Raw genomic sequence first — 15,870 nt, forward strand, 5'->3', positions numbered from 1 at the left:
CGGCGCGGTGGCTCCGATAGCGGCTATGCCCAGGCTCCCCAACAGGACGGCGGCGCTTCGTTGCAGAACGGTAAGCCCCGGGATCGGGGGGACGGCTCCGCCGATGATCTGAGCGGCGGCCTCGGTGAACACCAGTAATGTCCAGCCGGCCCAGCTGGTCCATGCTAGGTATTTGGCCGCCTCTAGGAGCAGGGTCTCGTCGGCTCGGTGAGACAGCGCCGCACCGATTTCGTCGAAGGAGGGTGGGTGGCGAGGGATGGGCGATCCGGTCACCAGGAGCAGGAGGCCGGGCAGGCCGATCACGCCAGCGATCAACAGCATGGCCGCGCCGAGGCTGCGCAGCAGGATAGTGCGGCGGCCGCGCTGCGCGGCTGTGGCTGCGTGCCGTTGCCGAGTCATCGCTGGTCCTACGGTGAGTGGCTGGTGTCAGCATGTGGCCATGAAGATGTGAGTCACGGAAAGGCTGAGGAATCCGCGATCACACGGATGCTCCGTCTTGGGGGCGGCGATCGATGTGGATCATGAATCAGCGGAAGGGCCGATTACCGGGAGGCGGCGCCCGTACCGGTTTTGTTCTGCGGTGATCTCCGCCATCGCCTCGGCCATGTCTTCGCTGATCAGATCGGCGCGAACGTAGGTCGTCTGGTCCTGTCCCCGCACGTCCACCACGGCGGGCTGTAGCGCTGCCGGCATCTGGTCGGCGGAGAGCCGGTGCATGCGGGCACGAGTTCTCGGTTCGGTCGGTGTCGTGATCGACACGGTGGCCTGGGAGTAGCGGTTGGCCAGCGCTTCGAACTCCATAGCCAATTCTTCGGCGATCTTGTCCGCCCGGCAGTAGAAGATCCATGCGGCGGGGGTCCGGTGGACCACGACCGGGCCGAGTTGATCGTCCATATCATCCGGTTTCACCCGGATGAATCGCGCTGGGATACTCATTGGTCACCTCGCAGCTGCAGTAACTCCAGGTCTTGATCGTCATGGTTTTGCGGCTGCGGGGTGTATTGGTCTTTGGTTTCGGGTGGACCGAAGCATCAGGTCGGCTGCGTTCCCGTGTCGGCGTCGGGCGGTTCATCCAAGCGTCGGTTCTGGCGGTGGACGAACTCCTCGGCCATCCGCCGGAGCATGCGTTTGTCCTCGTCAGGAAGGTCATGCGCGAGCCGGAACAAGATCCATTCATCGGAGCCGAGGCGGACCTCGCTGATCTCGTACTCCAGCCACTGGCGCGCTGCCAGTGTCTTCACCATGTCTTCGGGCACGTCCATGGCCGCGGCCAGGGCGCGCATCTGCCAAGGCTCCGGGGCCTTAGCCACCTGGCCAGCGGCAAGCTTGCTGATCCACTGGAATCCCAGGTGCTGCTCGGTCACCGGGTCGATCGCGCGCACTGCCATACGCCGATAGCTCAGCCCCTGCTCATTGCGCTCGTGCACGAACTGGCTTAACGCCAGCTGCGCCGGTCTCGGTGTCGTTGACATTCACCTCAACTCACTCAAGCGTCCCTCTTTACAACACTGCCCGGGAGTGTCTTAATATCACGACAGTTCGACCCAATCCAGTGACGACGGATACTGATCATGGTTCGATGCTCCCACCGAAAGCCGCGAAGTACGAGGTCAGACACGTCCGCCCAGCTGAACACGTTTGCGCTGGTGATCAATTGCTCTGGTGACGACGATAGATCGGCGCTGACGCCTCCGGTGCGAATGTCCGGCACCCGAGCATCATTCGCGGTGGCGCGTTCGTCGGTGGAAGCGGTCAAGTGCGGTCATGTCCAGCAACTGGTCCTGCGCCCTTGGGACGTTTCCGCAGGTGGTGAGATCTACGATCATGATCTTCAGGTTGAGGAACTGCCCTCCCCGGAGGATGGCGCGGTTGGCGCCCCCAATGCGCAGGTAAATGGCACTGCGGCTGCTCCCCAGACCTTCGCTACGGGTTGGCTCATGGAGGGTGGGCCGTGGCACGAAAAGCGATGATGGCGATCAACGAGTGCGCCCGTGGCTGGGCTGCGGCGGTGCCGGCTCCCGGCATCTCGCCCCGGCATCGTTCCGCCCGCGCGCTTGGCCCTGGTCGGCCGCCGGCACGCCGTGCTCTGGCGGCCTGCTGCGCGATCGTTGTGGCAGCCGGTGGTCTAGGGTGCTCGCCGGGTTCAGACGATTCGGTGACGGTACCGTCGTCCCCGCCGCTCAGCGCGCCTTCCGGGAGCGGATCCTCTTCTGCCGGTGCGTCTACTGCATCGCCCCGTGACGCGATCATCGCGAGCTATCACCAGTACTGGGACGCTGGCCGGAAGGCGGCGACGGTTCCGGAAGACCAGGCACGAAAGCTGCTTGAGCCGGTATCCGCTCCCAAGGTGATGGCTGCTCAGTTGCGGGGGATCCGCGACATTCGGGCTAAGCGACAAGAGCCCTGGGGCAAGATCGTTATCCGGGTGTACGCGGTCGATATCACTGGTTCCACCGCGGAGCTGGGTGATTGCCAGGACACCAGTGGGGCGGGGCTGGCGGACTCGCGCACCCATCAACTCATTCCTGGGACGCGGGGCAGTGCCAAACCTGTCAACTTCTCGGTGAAGCTCAAGCGCGGGGCTGATGGGCGCTGGCGCGTGTCGTCGATCTGGGCTGTGGAGGCGCCATGCACTCCCCCGTCTACCACCCCCGGTTCCTGAGTATGATGCGCGCTGCCATAACGGCCACAGTGGTGATCATGGTGATGGGTGCCTTGGTCGGCACCGCGTGGTCCAATCCACCGACGCCACCCAGCCCGGGCCCGTGGAAATGGCAGGGCAATATCGGCGATGACCCGCAAACACCGGCGCGTCCCGGGCGGGGTGTCGGTTCATCCGGTGACGGTCCTGGCAGGCAACCTGTAGGCGGCGCCCCCTCTAGTGACCGCGGCTGCCGCACCGATATCCCCGCCGACACGGGTTGTGACGCGCTGGCCTGCGGTCCACTAAGCGCAATTTCCGGATGCCAACCCGCCGGTGCTGGCGTTGCCGTCCCGGCGGTCTCCCCGCAGGATCTGCTGCAGCAAGCGCTGTATGAGCTTCGGCTCCCCAAGCCCCAGATTGTGACGGCTCCGCCGCGCGGAACCGAGGGTGTCGTGGGGTTGGCCGAGTGGTTCTGGCTCGATCCGGCGCAGCGAACCTCCAGGTCGGTGCGCCAGTCGGCTGGGGACGTGTGGGTTGAGCTCACCGCCTCTCCGCAGACCATGACGGTCCACCCCGGGGGTGGGCACAAGCCGGTCAGTTGCCCGGGCGGCGGTGTTCCCTATCAGGCTGGAGCAGCCGCTTCGGCGGCTTCATGCACCGTCACCTACACCCGCAGCTCCGCGCGGCAGCCCGGGAACGCCTACCAGGTCACCGCCACTGTCAGCTGGGGCGGAACGTGGCGTGGTTCGGGCGGAGCCGGCGGTGCGCTCACCCCGATCACGGTGACCTCGACCTTCCCGGTCCGGATCGCCGAGGGGCAGGCTCTCAATGGTGGTGGCCGGTGAGCAGCCACCGTTCCGTTTCCACCCTTCCGCCCAGCGAGGACAGGCAGTTACGGCCTTTGCCCCGCTCAGCCCGTCGCGGCCGGATTCTGTTGGGAACGCTCCTGATTGCGACGTCGGCCGCGGTGGTCGCCTGGCTGTTTGTGTCGGCGGGTAACCGCGCCGACGTGCTGGTCATCGTCCGTGACCTGCCGGTGGGGACACCCGTCTCCACGGCCGACCTGGCGACCACGCGCGCCGGGGTGGACGCGCCCGTCCAGACGATCCCCGCGTCCCGCGCGGACGAGGTGGTGGGAAAGATCGCGGCGGTGGACCTGCGGGCAGGGTCGCTGCTGTCGCCCGGCCAGCTGACCACCACGCTCACCCCCGGCCAGGGACAACAGATCGTGGCCGTCGGGCTCAAGGCCTCTCAGCTGCCGGTCGGTGCCCTGCGCCCGGGAGACCACGTTCTAGTTGTGCCCACTCCCGGCACCGCCGGGCAGGATGCCGCCTCGTCAGGAACGTCACCGCTGGGTCGGGAGGTCGCCGCCGCGGTCGATCGGGTCTCGCAGCCCGACGCGGACGGAACCGCGGTGGTCAATCTCCTGATCGCCGCCGAATCGGGTCCCACGGTCGCCAAACAGGCCGCCCTGGGCCGGGTTGCGCTGGTCGTCACCGCCAGGAGGCCGTGAGATGGCGCTGATCGCGGTGGTTTCGGCCGGGGGCGCTCCAGGAGCGACCACCACGGCTTTGGCGTTGACCCTTGCCTGGCCAGAGCCGGCGCTGATGGCCGAATGCGACTGCGACGGCGGGAGTGTTCTGGCCGGGCTGTTCGGTGGCCACTTTCCGGCCGACCGGGGGCTGCTGAATCTGGCGTGGCAGATCACCGAAGACCCTGGCCGGGTCGCGTTGCACGAGCAGACCTATCCGCTCGATGACGTGGGTGATCGTCCGGTGTTGCCCGGCCCGGCCGATCCGTTCCAGGCGCAGGCCATCACTGCGGTCGCGTGGGAGAAGATCGCCGCGGTGCTCGCCCGGCATCCCGCGGACGTGATCGCCGACGTCGGCCAGGTCCGCGCTGTCGGGTATCCGTTCGCGGTGCTGGCCGCCGCCGACCTCATCGTGCTGGTGTTGCGTCCCACGCTGCGGCAGGTGGTCGCCGCTCGGCCCCGTGTTGCGGCCATTCGCGATGCCTTGGGTCGGCAGGCCGCGATCGGGTTGTGTCTCATCGGCCGCGGCCCGCACTCGGTCGCCGAAGTCCGCAAGGTGCTGGGCGGCGACTTCGCGGTGGTCGTCCAGTTCCCCGATGATGCACGCTCTGCCGCCCGGTTGTCGGACGGCGATCCCAAACGTCGCCGCCTCACCCGGTCCAGTGACCTGCTGGTCCAGGCGCGGGCGGTTGCCCGTGCGTTGCGGGCCGCCGTCGATCATCGCCCCGGGCGACGTCCGGATCGGCCGGTGTCGCCGCTGAGTTCTGGGGGTGGGCGTCCGGTATGAATCATGGCTCCTTCACCTGGCCGCCTCCCGACCAGATTCCCGTCATGCCGCAGCCCGCGCGGCAGGCCGAGCACGCACCCGAGCGCGGTCCCACCGCGCCGCGCACGGCATCGGGTGGCGCCGCCGGTGGCGCGTGGCGGCCACGCCCTACCGCCGGTGCGGCACCTGCGGCCAAGCCCGAAGATCGGCTCGATGACGCCGCGGTGCGTGCGGCAGTGAAGCACATCAACGCGGCGCTGGATGAGGTGCTGCTGGATGCCGACCCTGATGCCACCCGGACGCAGTTGGCCGTGGTGGAACAGGTCAAGGCTTGGGCGCAGCAGCAGGCGAACGCGGGCCGGATGCTGCTGCCGGCCGCCGAGCAGACGCGGCTGACTCGGGCGGTCCTGGATGAGCGGTTCGGGTTGGGGGTGCTGCAGCCGCTGCTGGACGACGACGACATCGAAGAGATCGACGTCAACGGGCCTGGGCAGGTGTGGCTGCACTACGCCGGTGCCCGCAAGGTCCCGGGCCCGCCGGTTGCCGAGTCCGACGCCGAGTTGGCCGACAAGGTCCGCCGGTGGGCGGCTCGCGCGGCCAGCCCCCGCGAGTTCAGTGCGGCCCGGCCGTTGCTGAATGTCGCGCTGGGGGTTGGGGTGCGGATGGCGGCGACGATGTCGGTCACCACCGGCACGCACGTGTCCATCCGCAAGCAGCGGCTGATGGATGTCACCCTCGACAAACTCGTCGGCCGCGGCACCATCGACGAGACCCTGCACGCGTTCCTGGCGGCCGCGGTGCGGGCCAGGCTGGACATTCTGGTCACCGGTGGTGTGGCCGCCGGCAAGACCACCTTTCTGCGGGCGCTGTGCAGCGAATTCGATCCTGAGGAACGCATCGTCACCCTGGAATCGGAACGGGAGCTGTACCTGGATCGCCTGGACCGCCACGACGATGTCGTGTCGTTCGAGGCGCGGGAGGCCAACCAGGAAGGCATCGGCGCCATCACGCTGGTCGACCTGGTCCCGCAGGTGCTGCGGATGAACCCCGACCGGATCCTGGTCGGCGAGGTCCGGCACGCCGAGATGCTGGCGCTGCTGCAGGCCATCGACAACGGCCTGGAAGGCAGCCTGACCACCCTGCACGCCAACTCCGGCGCTGAGGTGTTCGGCCGGATCCTGACCCTGTGCGCCTACGCCGAGCGGCACCCCGAACCCGCCGATGTGTTCCGCCTGGTCGGCCGGGCCGTCGACCTGGTGGTGCACCTGCGCCGTGACCCGCGCACCGGCCACCGGTATGTGTCCGAGATCGTCGAGGTTCTCGAACCCGCCGACGCGCACGAGCCCGCCATCAACCGGATCTTTACTCCCGGGCCGGACGGCCGCGCCGTCCCCGCCGGGATCACCCCCAAACTCGTCGGCGAACTGGAGGCGGCCGGATTCGACCGTCGGCTGCTCACCCACGCGCACCGGCTATGGGAGGCGCCTTCCGGAAGAGGACGCCCATGACGACTGTGCTCGCGCTGCTGGCCGGGGCCGGGTTGGCCGGCGGGGCGCTGATGATCAGCGCCGGGCTGTTCGGCCGGGCCGTTACCGCGGCGCGGCCGCCCTCGCGCCTCGGCCGGATGCTGGCCAGGCCGTTCCAGCAGCACCGGCTGACCTGGGCGGCCGCCGCGGTCCTCGGCGCGGGGGTGCTGCTGGTGACGCGGTGGCCTGCCGCGGCGATCGCCGCCACGGTGGGGGCGGTCTGGCTGCCGCGGGTCATGTCAGGGCGGGCCGTGGCCCGGCGGCTGACCCGGCTGGACGCCATCGAACAGTGGGTCCGCAAGGTGTCCGGGCTGCTCGGTGCCAGCCGTGGTCTCGAAGACGCGCTGCAGACCAGCGTCCGTCATGCGCCCACCGCGATCGAGCCCGAAGTGGCGGCGTTGGCGGCGCGGCTCCGGGCGGGAGTGAGCGTCGAGGAGGCGGTGTACCGGCTGGCCGATGACCTCAACGACCCGGTCGGGGACCTGGTGGCGGGGGCATTGCTGCAGGCGTCGCAGATCCGCGGCGGCGGCGTCCAACCGCTCCTCAATGACCTCGCGGCGTTGGTGGCCGCCGACGTGGCCGGGCGACGTGAGGTCGAAGCCTCCCGCGCCCCGCACCGCACCACCATCCGCGGCCTCGCGGTGATCTTCGTCCTGTTCGCAGTGGCGCTGACGATGCGCCCCGACTACTCGGCCCCCTACGGCACCTTCCTCGGGCAGATCGTCCTGGCCGTCGTGCTGAGCATCTGCGGAACAGGGCTTTGGATCATGAACCGACTGGCCAACCAGCCGCCCGTCCAACGATTTCTCACCCGCAGCGACGCCGACCGCTCCCCCGGCGACCGGCACATGACCCCGGAGGGGGCGGCGCGGTGATCCGGTTGGCGATCGTGTTCGGGGCGTTGCTGGGAGCCGGGATGATGCTGGTGGTCTCCGGCGTGCGGCGCAGTCCACCCCGCCTGGACGCGGCACTGACTCGACTCGCGGGAACCGACACCGACGCCGCCGCGGCCCCGGCGCCCGGCGCAGTGCAGCCCTGGCTGCGGCGGCAGGCGCAGCGGCTCACCGGGCCGGGCGGCCTGCCGATCCCCCGCCAGGACCTCGCTCTCCTGGGCAGGTCACCGGAGCGGTTCATCGCCGAGAAGATCGGCGCGGGCCTGTTCGGTCTGTGCCTGCCGCTGCTGTTGTCCATGTTGGCCACCCTGCAGGGACTGAGCATGCCGTGGACGGTGCCGGTCGCGGCCACCCTCGGATTCGCCGCCGCCGGTTTCTTCGTACCGGACGCGACCGTGCGTTCCACCGCAGCGCAGCGCCGCGCCGACTTCCGGCACGCCCTGTCGGCCTATTTCGACTTCGTCCGACTGGCCTTCGCCGGCGGCGCCGGCCCCAGCCAAGCCCTGGAACAGGCCCCCCGCTACAGCGACGGGTGGGCCTTCCGCAGGATCGCCGAGGCCGTGGAGGCCGCCCAGCACGCTCGGCTCACCCCCTGGCAGGGCCTGGCCCGCCTCGGTGCCGAGATCGGCGTGGACGAACTGGGGGATCTGGCGGATCTGGCGGACCTCGCCGGAAACGAGGGCGCCAAGATCGTTGACGCGATCACCGCTCACACCCAGCAGATCCGCTCGCGGCAGCTCACCGAAATGCGCTATGACGCCGAATCGCGCACCACCAGCATGACCGTGCCGATCGCCACGATTGGGCTGGCGTTCATCACCCTGCTGGGGTTCCCGCAGATCTACCTGCTGCTGACGAGCTGACGATCAAAGGAGATGGCGATGCCACCTGAACTCATGTACCTGGCGGCGATGGTGCACGCGCTGCGGGCCCGGGCACGCAACCTCAGGCGGGCCGACCGCCGCGACGCTGGGTTGACCACGCTGGAGGTCGCCATCATCGCCGGCGGCCTGGCCCTCCTGGCCGCCGGCGTGATCACCGCGATCGGTACCGCGATCGAGAACCGCAAGGGGAACATTCGGTGACCCGCTGGCAGCCCATCCGAGCACCCGCCCGGTTCCGCGCCGCGGTGACCGCCCGGACTCGGCGCACCGGACCGCGGGAGCGGGGCAGCGCCGCGTTAGAGACCGCCATCCTGGCACCGGGGTTGCTGGTCCTGCTCGCCCTGCTGCTGCAGGCCGGATGGTGGTACATGGCGCGGTCGACCGCGCACGCCGCCGCGGCCGAAGGGGCTCGGGCAGGGCGGGTCCGGGACGCTCCACCAGGCGCCGCGACCACGGCCGCGCGGCAGTTCGCCGCCGAGGTCGGCAGTGGTGCACTCCACCAGGTGTCGGTGGACACCGACGGCAGCGACGCCGGCACTGTGGCGGTTACTGTCCGTGGCCGGGCGCCGTCGTTCGTGCCGTTCTTCGAACCGACGGTCTCGCAGACGGTGCGGGCGCCGCATGAACGGTTCACCGTGCCCGGGGACTCTCCGTGACCGCGGCACCGTGCGGCCCAGGGCGCCGTGCCCGGGGCCGCCACCTTACAGCGCGCCGGTGCCGCGGTGACCCTGAGCGGGGTAGCGCCGCTTTGGAGACCGCGATCCTCGCGCCGGGGTTGTTGCTGCTGCTGGCTTTGCTGATCGGGATCGGCCGCACTCAGCATGCGCATCAGGCGGTGGAGGCGGCCGCCCGTGACGCCGCCCGCCAGGCCAGCATCGCGCGGGACCCCCGCTCGGCAACCGCACAGGCCAGCGGCAGTGCCCGTGCGGCACTCCAACGCGAGGGGCTGCGCTGCACCCCCGTCACGACCCTGGACACCGCAGGGCTGGATCGTCCGGTCGGTACCCAAGCGGCCGTAACCGCCCAAGTCGCTTGCCAGCTCCCCCTGTCGGACCTGCTGATCCCCGGCCTTCCAGGGGAGACGACGATCCGGGCGCGGTTCTCCTCGCCCATCGACCCATACCGCGGGGCAGACCTCGGGTTCACGAATTCTGAAGGGATCTCTGGCCGGAACTTGAGCCTGGGAGGTCGATGATCATCATGCAGGTCAAGTCGACGGCGCCTCCCGGCACCACGCAGGCGATCTCATCACCGACGGCGCCTTGGCACAGGCGAGTCTGGGGCCGCCGGGCAGCGATGTGCCCTCCGAAAGCAGGCGCTGCGGGGGACCGCGGACAGGTCACCGTGTTCGTGGTGCTCCTGTCGCTCGGCGCCCTGATGGTCACCTCGCTGGTGTACTTCCAGGGGCTGAAGCTCCGTGCCGGCCGCGAGGCCGGCAACGTCGCCGAAGAAGCCGCCCGCGCCGGGGCAGGCCAGCTCAACCGCGCCCAGGTCTACCGGACCGGTGTCAAGTCGATCGACCCGGAGGCGGCCGTACGGCAAGCGCGCGCGTACCTGGCCCGCGCCGGGCAGCGCGGCACCGTCACCACGGTGAGCACTCGCCGGGTCCGCGTCACCGTCACCATCAGTCGCCCGGCTCCGATGCTGTCACTCATCGGCGTCGAAACGGTCACCGTGACCCGTACCGCCACCGCCGACCTCGTGGCCGGCGTGGACTCAGGAGAGGGCCAGTGACCTCCTCATCACCCCGCCCGGATCGCTCCCTCTCACGTCTTGCCGCCTTGGCGCGCGGCCTGGTGTCGTTGCTGGCCTTGGCCGCCGTCTTGGCCGTGTCGCCGTTGGTGCTCGCGCATGCGGCCGGGAACCCCCTTCCGGGGCAGTTACCGTCCCTGGAGCAGGTCGGTGACGCATTGGCTCGTCCCGCATCCGACGACACCCTGATCCTGCTCGTCGTTCGTGATCTGGCCTGGCTGCTGTGGGCTGCGTTCTGCGTCTCCACCTTGTTGGAAGTGGCCGCCCACGCCCGCGGCCGCGCGGCTCCGCGGCTGCCCGGGCTGGGATCGGTGCAGCACCTGGCCCGCACTCTGATCACCGGTGTCACGCTGATGACCAGCGCTCCTCCGGCGGTAGCGCTGGCATCGACAGCGTCCCCGTCGGCAGCGACCGCACCCGCGATAACGGCAGACCCCGATGCCCATACCGGGACACTCCCCCGCGATGTCGCTGCCACGCCGTCAGCGCCGGCACCCCTCAGGTCTAACAACGCCTTCTCGGCCTCCGTCACCACTATGGAGCCCGACCCGACGGCCGCCGAGTCGTCGCAGCCGTCCGGCCACACCGGTCATGACGGTGACGTGGCTTGGGGGCCGCTGACCGCCGTATTCGCCACTGGCATGCTCGCCGGCGGAGTGCTCACCAAAATCGCGCAGATGCGGCACATGCAACGGCAGGACCGCCGCCGGGGCCGACGCATCCGGCTACCGCACCTCCCCCACGCCCGCCACGTGGAACAACGCCTCGCCTGGGAAGCTCAGACCTCCACCGTGAACCAGGAGGCCGAACAGGTACTGCAACTCGCGCTCCGCGCGCTGGCCCACGGTCTGCGGCAAGCCAATCTGCACCCACCTGAGATCGTCGGCATCCACCTGGCCGGCCACACCGTCGAAGTACTGCTCGCCCATCCAAGCCGGGTCGCCCCCGAGCATTTCGCCGTCCGCCCCGGCAGCAACGACATGTGCTGGCAACTCACCCCCGACGGACGCACCCGCCTGCTCAACGATGACACCGCGGGCGCCGTCGGCGATCAGGGCGGTGACCCCCTCCCCGGGCTAGTCAACGTCGGCCGGACCGGAGCGGGAGGACAACTCCTGGTCAACATGGAAGCCCTCGGTGTCGTCGGATGCGCCGGGAACTCGCAACTCATCGAGACCATCCTGCGCACCATCGCCACCGAGGTCTCCACCAGCCCCTGGACCGGCCTCGACGCCGTCCTGGTCGGCTTCGACGAACTCTCCGTCATCCAAGGACGGGTGCACTCATGCAGAGACTTGGACGAAGCACTGAAACTTCTGGCCCGCCGCGCCGAGGCCGTCCGGCGACGACTCGATGACGCCAGCGTGTCCGGCGCCCGTGATGTCCGGGCCCTACGGCTCCAAGGCAGCGGCGACAACGCCCTCACCTTCCTAGTGTCCCGGACCCCACCCGACCGCGATCAACTACGGCGACTCCTCGCCACCGTCAACGGCACCGGTGGGGTAGCCGCGATCCTGCCGGCCGCCCCCCATACCGAGTTTCCCGCGCTCTTCACCCTGGACACCCATGAGCAACAAGCCCCGGTCCTGCGTATCGAACCCTGGCATCTCACCGTCACCCCCCACCCACTGACCAGCGACGACTACAACGCCATCGCCTCAGTCCTGACAGCCGCAGCCGACACCAGCGACGTCGCCGCCGACCAGCCGCCCTACGGCACCACCACCCACAATGTCGGCACCCACAACGTCGGGACCGTCCGCGCACCTGGCGCCGAAACGTTCTGGTCTGCCGCCACCGAACCGTCCGACACCACCGCCCACACCGGCCCAGCCGATCAAGGCCGCCACCGCACCGCCTCCGGTGAAATGAACCTCCTACAGTTCCGACCCCGCACGGGCTCCACACCGGGCAGCGCCCCCACTCCCCGGCCAGGAACGGTAACCCCATCCCCTGCACCAGCCACACGGTGCGCTCCCAGCACCGGTGACATTCCAACGCCGCCCGATTCAGTACACAGCACGCAAACAGAAAGCGACGACGTTCTCGTCCCGGCCGAGTTCCGTGTCCCGCCGATCACGCCAGCCATCTCCACCCGCAGCCACGTAGAGCCTGCCGAAGACGAGCGCTCGGCAGGCCTATCCATCGGTGTCCTCGGGCCGCTTGAGGTGAACGGGGCCCACCACGATCTGCAGCCCAAACAACTTGAGCTCGTGCTGCTGCTGGCACTCAACCATCCGGCCGGGCTCCGCAACGACCAGTTGCGGACGTTGCTGGGCCCAGACCCTGATCATCCACGCGGCAGCGACAGCCTCCGGCAGGCCATCACCCGCACACGGCGCCGACTCGGCCCGGCCGCCGACGGCACCGAACGCATCCTCCATGTCGGCGACGGCATCTACCGGCTCCACGACGCCGAACTGGACTGGAACCATTTCCAGACCCTGGTCGATGAGGCCAATGACCACGACAGCGACGCCGCCGACAAGCTCCGCCGAGCCCTGCAACTGGTGCGCGGCCGCCCCCTCGAAGCCTGCTACCACTGGTGGATCGACACCCCGCTACTGGAGACCGTGCGGGCCACCATCGTGGACACCGCCGAACTACTCGCCGAACTCGACCTGGCCACCGGCGCGATCACCGGCGCCGGACGAGCCGCCCGCATCGGCCTTGTCGCCGACCCGGCGGCCGAACAGCTGTGGCGGATGGTGATGCACGCCGAACACGCCGCAGGCAACACCGCCGGAATCCATGAGGCATGGTCCGGATGTCTACGCGAACTCGCCGCCATCGACACCGAACTCGAACCCCACCCCGCCACTGTTGAGCTCTATCACCGCCTCACCCACAGGCCCACGGCCGCCGCATACCACTAACGGCAGCCAAGGCCCAGCACTGACGACCTCCAAGGAACCACGCTCAACCTCACTGATCGTCGGTCGTCGGCGTCCTCAAGGCGTTCACCCGCGCCTAGAGCGACCTGTTTTGACAGGTCAGACGCCCATCAGAGGTCGTGTCACACCGCGAGCAACCCGTGGAAAGAAGTCTGGGCGGCGAACCGTGCTGTCCCGACAAAGGAATCACAGCCACCATGGCCACGCTTCCCCTCCCACACGAATCCTCCGGCGAATTTCGCCCGGGTCCGAACTCAGAGCCGCAGTCCCCGGCCCAGCACAGCGGCCAGCCCCCCGAACCCTCTTTCCCGACACCTCGACCAACGCCGCGGCCCGCACCGCCGTTGTGGCGGCGTCCCCCCACAGAACGCCCGCTATGGAACCCGCCACGGTCAGCGCCACCGCCGTTGAACCCGTCAGCGACACCACCGAGCTTCGGTAGCGCCACACGAGCCCCACGCAGGCACCGACTTGCCGCTTGCCTCAACAAACGCCGCACCTGGTGCCTGGGCGCCGGGCTAGGGCTCCTCACGCTCGTGGGCATCGGACTGGTGACCGGCCCCGTCATGCGTTCCGCCGAGACGAACTCGGGCACCGACTCGCCTCTCCCCTTCGCGACCGAGTCGCCGCCGGCAACTCAGCCGCCCGCGGCACGGCCCCGCGCAACACGGCCATCGACCGCCGACTTCACGGCCATCGCCGATGCCTGTGCACTGCCGACATCGGCATCGCTGCAGCGACTCGCTCCCGGCGGGGATAACAAGGCATGGCGCACCGGCACCGACGACTGGTCGTGCTACCGGATAGGACGTGAGGAATCCCTGCCGGGCACGCCAGGCCACCGTCAACTCCGGAGAGTGCTGATCAGCCTATCCATCGCCTCCGCCACACGTTCGCATAGCGCAACCGAACAGGCACACAAAACCTTCACCGCCCAGCGTGACCGTGACCACGCCGCATGGGGGCGACGCTACCGCGTACTCCACATCGGTGATGACGCCTACTCCGGATACTCCGAGATCGGCGGCGACGGCAAAGCAGAGACCACTGTGCGGCTCCGCAACATCATCTTCACCGTCACCTACACCGGCACCACCTGGCCACCCCGCTTGCTGGCCCCCCACACGCCCATGCCCGAGCACACGGCGCGAAAGGGCGCAGAGATACTCGCCCGCGAAATTGCCCGGACAGTGATCACGTGCGTCGCCTGCACGTCACGGGACGCACCAACCACACCAGCCGCGCCGACCACGACCGCCATGCTGCCAGGCACCATTCCAGCAATGGAGACGCGTCCTTCCGACCGTGCAACCGACGGTTGATCGGCATCTAAAACCGACGATCACCGTTGACACCCGGGTCTCCGGCCACTACGGAGATCATCTATGTCGACCCCCGGTCCCAGACCGACCACCCCAACCCGCCGCTCGACCGTGAGGGCAAGCGGCGCCTGGCTGTCATCCGGCAGGTCGAGAAGGTCACCGGCAACGGAGCGTTGAGACCGCGAATGTTCGGTGAGATCGCGGGCACTGGCCAACGAGCCGCTGGCCGCGGCGTCAGTGCTCCGGTCGGCGTGGAGCTGCGCGAGGCCGAGGAGGGAACTTTGCACTACATCTCATTCCATGGGCAGACCGACAGCGATCAGGCCACCGACCCCGTTGAGCTCGGACCCGCCGGTGGCCAGCCGGTCGCGCATGAACTCGGCGTAGAGAAGGCGCCGCACGGTCTGGATGGCCGTCCAGCCACCGAGGAAAAGCCGGATTGTCATGACGGGACATCAGCCTGACCGCAGGCCGGTCGCGTGCCTCTGGTACGTCGGCGGATGAGCGCGCCCCCGCCGGGCCCGGAGCCGACCTCGGGACTGTTGTGCCGTGCCTACTTTCCTTCCTCGGCGGCCTGCTCGAGGTCTTGGTCCGACAGCATTCGCTCGTCGGCGTCGGTGGTGGGTTCGGTGCTCGGGGTGAAGCGTAGGCCGTCCATGTAGGGCGTGGGCCGGCCGCGGCGGACGTCGAGGAACTCCTTGGCGTAGTAGCGGCGGGCCTCCTCGACGGTCTTGTCGCCGGTCACGATGTCGTGTACCAGGTTGAGCGCCAGGAAGTTGGCCTGTTCGTCATGGCAGCGGGCCGACACCTCGCCCGCGGTGCGTTCGGCGATCACGCTGCCGTCAAACTCGGCGAGCGCGGTGAACTTCTCCGGCGGAACCCGGTAGTCGAGCACCGACAGCACCGAGTCGATGTGCGGAACGGGGAACCGGTGCTCATGGAAGGTCCGGGACGCCTCCACCCGCTTCCACGGACCGGCCTGGTGCCAGATGAGCAATGACTCGGCCGCTTCGTCCGGCTCACCGTAGGTGTCGAGGACGATCTGCGCCGCCTCCCGAGAATCCTCGGGCCAGCCGTTGATGATCGCGGTCGCGTCCTGGGTCTTCATCGTCTTCTCCTTTCCGAAGAATCCATCGCGCCTGCCAGAGCGGCTCCGTCAGCCGACGGATCGACGGGTGCGGACGCCCGGCGCTTCTGAGGCTTGTCGACCACGGTTGGCTACTCCCTGCTGGATGGCCGACGTGGCGTGTGGACAGACGGCCGACCAGACGGGCATCACGGTGCTTTCCGCATCATCCGGCCGGGACGGCGGTGTGGTCAGCCCTTGTCGCGGGCGTCGCGGATCATGTCGCGGACGCGGTCCATCATCGCGGCGGGCGGGCCGGCGAGCAGGTTCTTGGTGGCGCTCTCGGTCCCGGGATGGGGCCGGGTGGGGGCGGTCGCCTCGGCGGCGCGGACGGCGGCGGCGAACCCCTTGAGCTGCACCGGGCTGAACTGGCCTGCCAGCCGGTCGAACTCGTAGCGCTCCTCGGCCCGGGCATGGGTCAGCACGTCCATGCGGAGCTTGTCGAGCGACTTCAGGAACGCGGGGTCGTCGGTGTCCATGCCGTCCAGCTCGGACAGCAGCTCCTTGGCCTCGCGCTCCTCGGCCAGGCGGT

At 69.1% G+C, this 15,870-nt stretch carries 16 protein-coding genes and 1 pseudogene; 11 read left to right on the forward strand and 6 right to left on the reverse strand.

Annotation, left to right across the window (positions count from 1 at the left end; genetic code table 11):
- From E1285_RS35620 to E1285_RS35630, 3 genes are all read right to left on the reverse strand, one after another.
- Window positions 1–399 (reverse strand): hypothetical protein (locus E1285_RS35620; protein WP_207947060.1); only part of this gene is annotated, 399 nt, incomplete at its 3' end.
- Between the two features lie 120 nt (window positions 400–519).
- A complete protein-coding gene (locus E1285_RS35625; RefSeq protein WP_132158993.1) occupies window positions 520–894 on the reverse strand; it encodes a hypothetical protein in 375 nt (124 codons plus the stop codon).
- Between the two features lie 137 nt (window positions 895–1,031).
- A complete protein-coding gene (locus tag E1285_RS35630) occupies window positions 1,032–1,472 on the reverse strand; it encodes a hypothetical protein (RefSeq protein ID WP_132158994.1) in 441 nt (146 codons plus the stop codon).
- Between the two features lie 2,157 nt (window positions 1,473–3,629).
- On the opposite strand from E1285_RS35630, the gene E1285_RS45960 reads away from it, so the two are divergent.
- The 11 genes from E1285_RS45960 (at window position 3,630) to E1285_RS35685 (ending at window position 14,212) form a co-directional block, all read left to right on the forward strand.
- A complete protein-coding gene (locus E1285_RS45960; protein WP_165966894.1) occupies window positions 3,630–4,157 on the forward strand; it encodes an SAF domain-containing protein in 528 nt (175 codons plus the stop codon).
- Window position 4,158: 1 nt separating this feature from the next.
- Complete coding sequence (locus E1285_RS35640; protein ID WP_132158996.1) at window positions 4,159–4,962, forward strand: hypothetical protein; 804 nt, start codon at window positions 4,159–4,161, stop codon at window positions 4,960–4,962.
- 44 nt (window positions 4,963–5,006) lie between these two features.
- Entirely contained in the window at window positions 5,007–6,449 is a 1,443-nt protein-coding gene (locus E1285_RS35645) for a CpaF/VirB11 family protein (protein WP_165966895.1), read from the forward strand.
- Window positions 6,446–7,342 carry a type II secretion system F family protein gene (locus E1285_RS35650; protein WP_165966896.1) on the forward strand — a complete coding sequence of 299 codons (897 nt, stop codon included), beginning with the start codon at window positions 6,446–6,448 and terminating at the stop codon, window positions 7,340–7,342. The genes E1285_RS35645 and E1285_RS35650 overlap by 4 nt, the downstream gene beginning before the upstream one ends.
- Window positions 7,339–8,223, forward strand: coding sequence for a hypothetical protein (locus tag E1285_RS35655; RefSeq protein ID WP_132158999.1), 885 nt, complete (start codon window positions 7,339–7,341; stop codon window positions 8,221–8,223). The genes E1285_RS35650 and E1285_RS35655 overlap by 4 nt, the downstream gene beginning before the upstream one ends.
- 18 nt (window positions 8,224–8,241) lie before the next feature.
- On the forward strand, window positions 8,242–8,445 hold the full coding sequence (locus E1285_RS35660) for a hypothetical protein (RefSeq protein WP_132159000.1): 204 nt from the start codon (window positions 8,242–8,244) through the stop codon (window positions 8,443–8,445).
- Entirely contained in the window at window positions 8,442–8,900 is a 459-nt protein-coding gene (locus tag E1285_RS35665; protein ID WP_132159001.1) for a TadE/TadG family type IV pilus assembly protein, read from the forward strand. Before E1285_RS35660 ends, E1285_RS35665 begins: the two co-directional genes overlap by 4 nt.
- Window positions 8,901–8,992: 92 nt before the next feature.
- On the forward strand, window positions 8,993–9,439 hold the full coding sequence (locus E1285_RS35670; RefSeq protein ID WP_207947061.1) for a TadE/TadG family type IV pilus assembly protein: 447 nt from the start codon (window positions 8,993–8,995) through the stop codon (window positions 9,437–9,439).
- 149 nt (window positions 9,440–9,588) lie between these two features.
- On the forward strand, window positions 9,589–9,978 hold the full coding sequence (locus E1285_RS35675; RefSeq protein ID WP_207947062.1) for a TadG family pilus assembly protein: 390 nt from the start codon (window positions 9,589–9,591) through the stop codon (window positions 9,976–9,978).
- A gap of 554 nt (window positions 9,979–10,532) precedes the next feature.
- Window positions 10,533–12,872, forward strand: coding sequence for a BTAD domain-containing putative transcriptional regulator (locus tag E1285_RS35680; protein ID WP_165966897.1), 2,340 nt, complete (start codon window positions 10,533–10,535; stop codon window positions 12,870–12,872).
- A gap of 554 nt (window positions 12,873–13,426) precedes the next feature.
- A complete protein-coding gene (locus E1285_RS35685; protein ID WP_132159005.1) occupies window positions 13,427–14,212 on the forward strand; it encodes a hypothetical protein in 786 nt (261 codons plus the stop codon).
- Window positions 14,213–14,505: 293 nt separating this feature from the next.
- On the opposite strand, the gene E1285_RS45965 is transcribed toward E1285_RS35685, so the two are convergent.
- From E1285_RS45965 to E1285_RS45970, 3 genes and pseudogenes are all read right to left on the reverse strand, one after another.
- Window positions 14,506–14,658 carry a hypothetical protein gene (locus E1285_RS45965; protein WP_165966898.1) on the reverse strand — a complete coding sequence of 51 codons (153 nt, stop codon included), beginning with the start codon at window positions 14,656–14,658 and terminating at the stop codon, window positions 14,506–14,508.
- A 107-nt stretch (window positions 14,659–14,765) separates the two neighbouring features.
- Window positions 14,766–15,320, reverse strand: coding sequence for a hypothetical protein (locus E1285_RS35695; RefSeq protein ID WP_132159007.1), 555 nt, complete (start codon window positions 15,318–15,320; stop codon window positions 14,766–14,768).
- 209 nt (window positions 15,321–15,529) lie between these two features.
- Window positions 15,530–15,870 (reverse strand): annotated as a pseudogene (locus tag E1285_RS45970) (hemerythrin domain-containing protein); the annotation flags it as partial.

It is taken from the genome of Actinomadura sp. 7K507 (assembly GCF_004348425.1).
Classification (GTDB): Bacteria; Actinomycetota; Actinomycetes; order Streptosporangiales; family Streptosporangiaceae; genus Spirillospora.

What these genes read in the sequence shown, in the direction of transcription:
- E1285_RS35695 (WP_132159007.1), bottom strand. Translation starts at nt 15,320, where the DNA reads ATGAAGACCCAGGACGCGACCGCGATCATCAACGGCTGGCCCGAGGAT.
- E1285_RS35680 (WP_165966897.1), top strand. Translation starts at nt 10,533, where the DNA reads ATGGAGCCCGACCCGACGGCCGCCGAGTCGTCGCAGCCGTCCGGCCAC.
- E1285_RS35630 (WP_132158994.1), bottom strand. Translation starts at nt 1,472, where the DNA reads ATGTCAACGACACCGAGACCGGCGCAGCTGGCGTTAAGCCAGTTCGTG.
- E1285_RS35660 (WP_132159000.1), top strand. Translation starts at nt 8,242, where the DNA reads ATGCCACCTGAACTCATGTACCTGGCGGCGATGGTGCACGCGCTGCGG.
- E1285_RS35640 (WP_132158996.1), top strand. Translation starts at nt 4,159, where the DNA reads ATGGCGCTGATCGCGGTGGTTTCGGCCGGGGGCGCTCCAGGAGCGACC.
- E1285_RS35625 (WP_132158993.1), bottom strand. Translation starts at nt 894, where the DNA reads ATGGACGATCAACTCGGCCCGGTCGTGGTCCACCGGACCCCCGCCGCA.
- E1285_RS35645 (WP_165966895.1), top strand. Translation starts at nt 5,007, where the DNA reads ATGCCGCAGCCCGCGCGGCAGGCCGAGCACGCACCCGAGCGCGGTCCC.
- E1285_RS45965 (WP_165966898.1), bottom strand. Translation starts at nt 14,658, where the DNA reads ATGACAATCCGGCTTTTCCTCGGTGGCTGGACGGCCATCCAGACCGTG.
- E1285_RS35650 (WP_165966896.1), top strand. Translation starts at nt 6,446, where the DNA reads ATGACGACTGTGCTCGCGCTGCTGGCCGGGGCCGGGTTGGCCGGCGGG.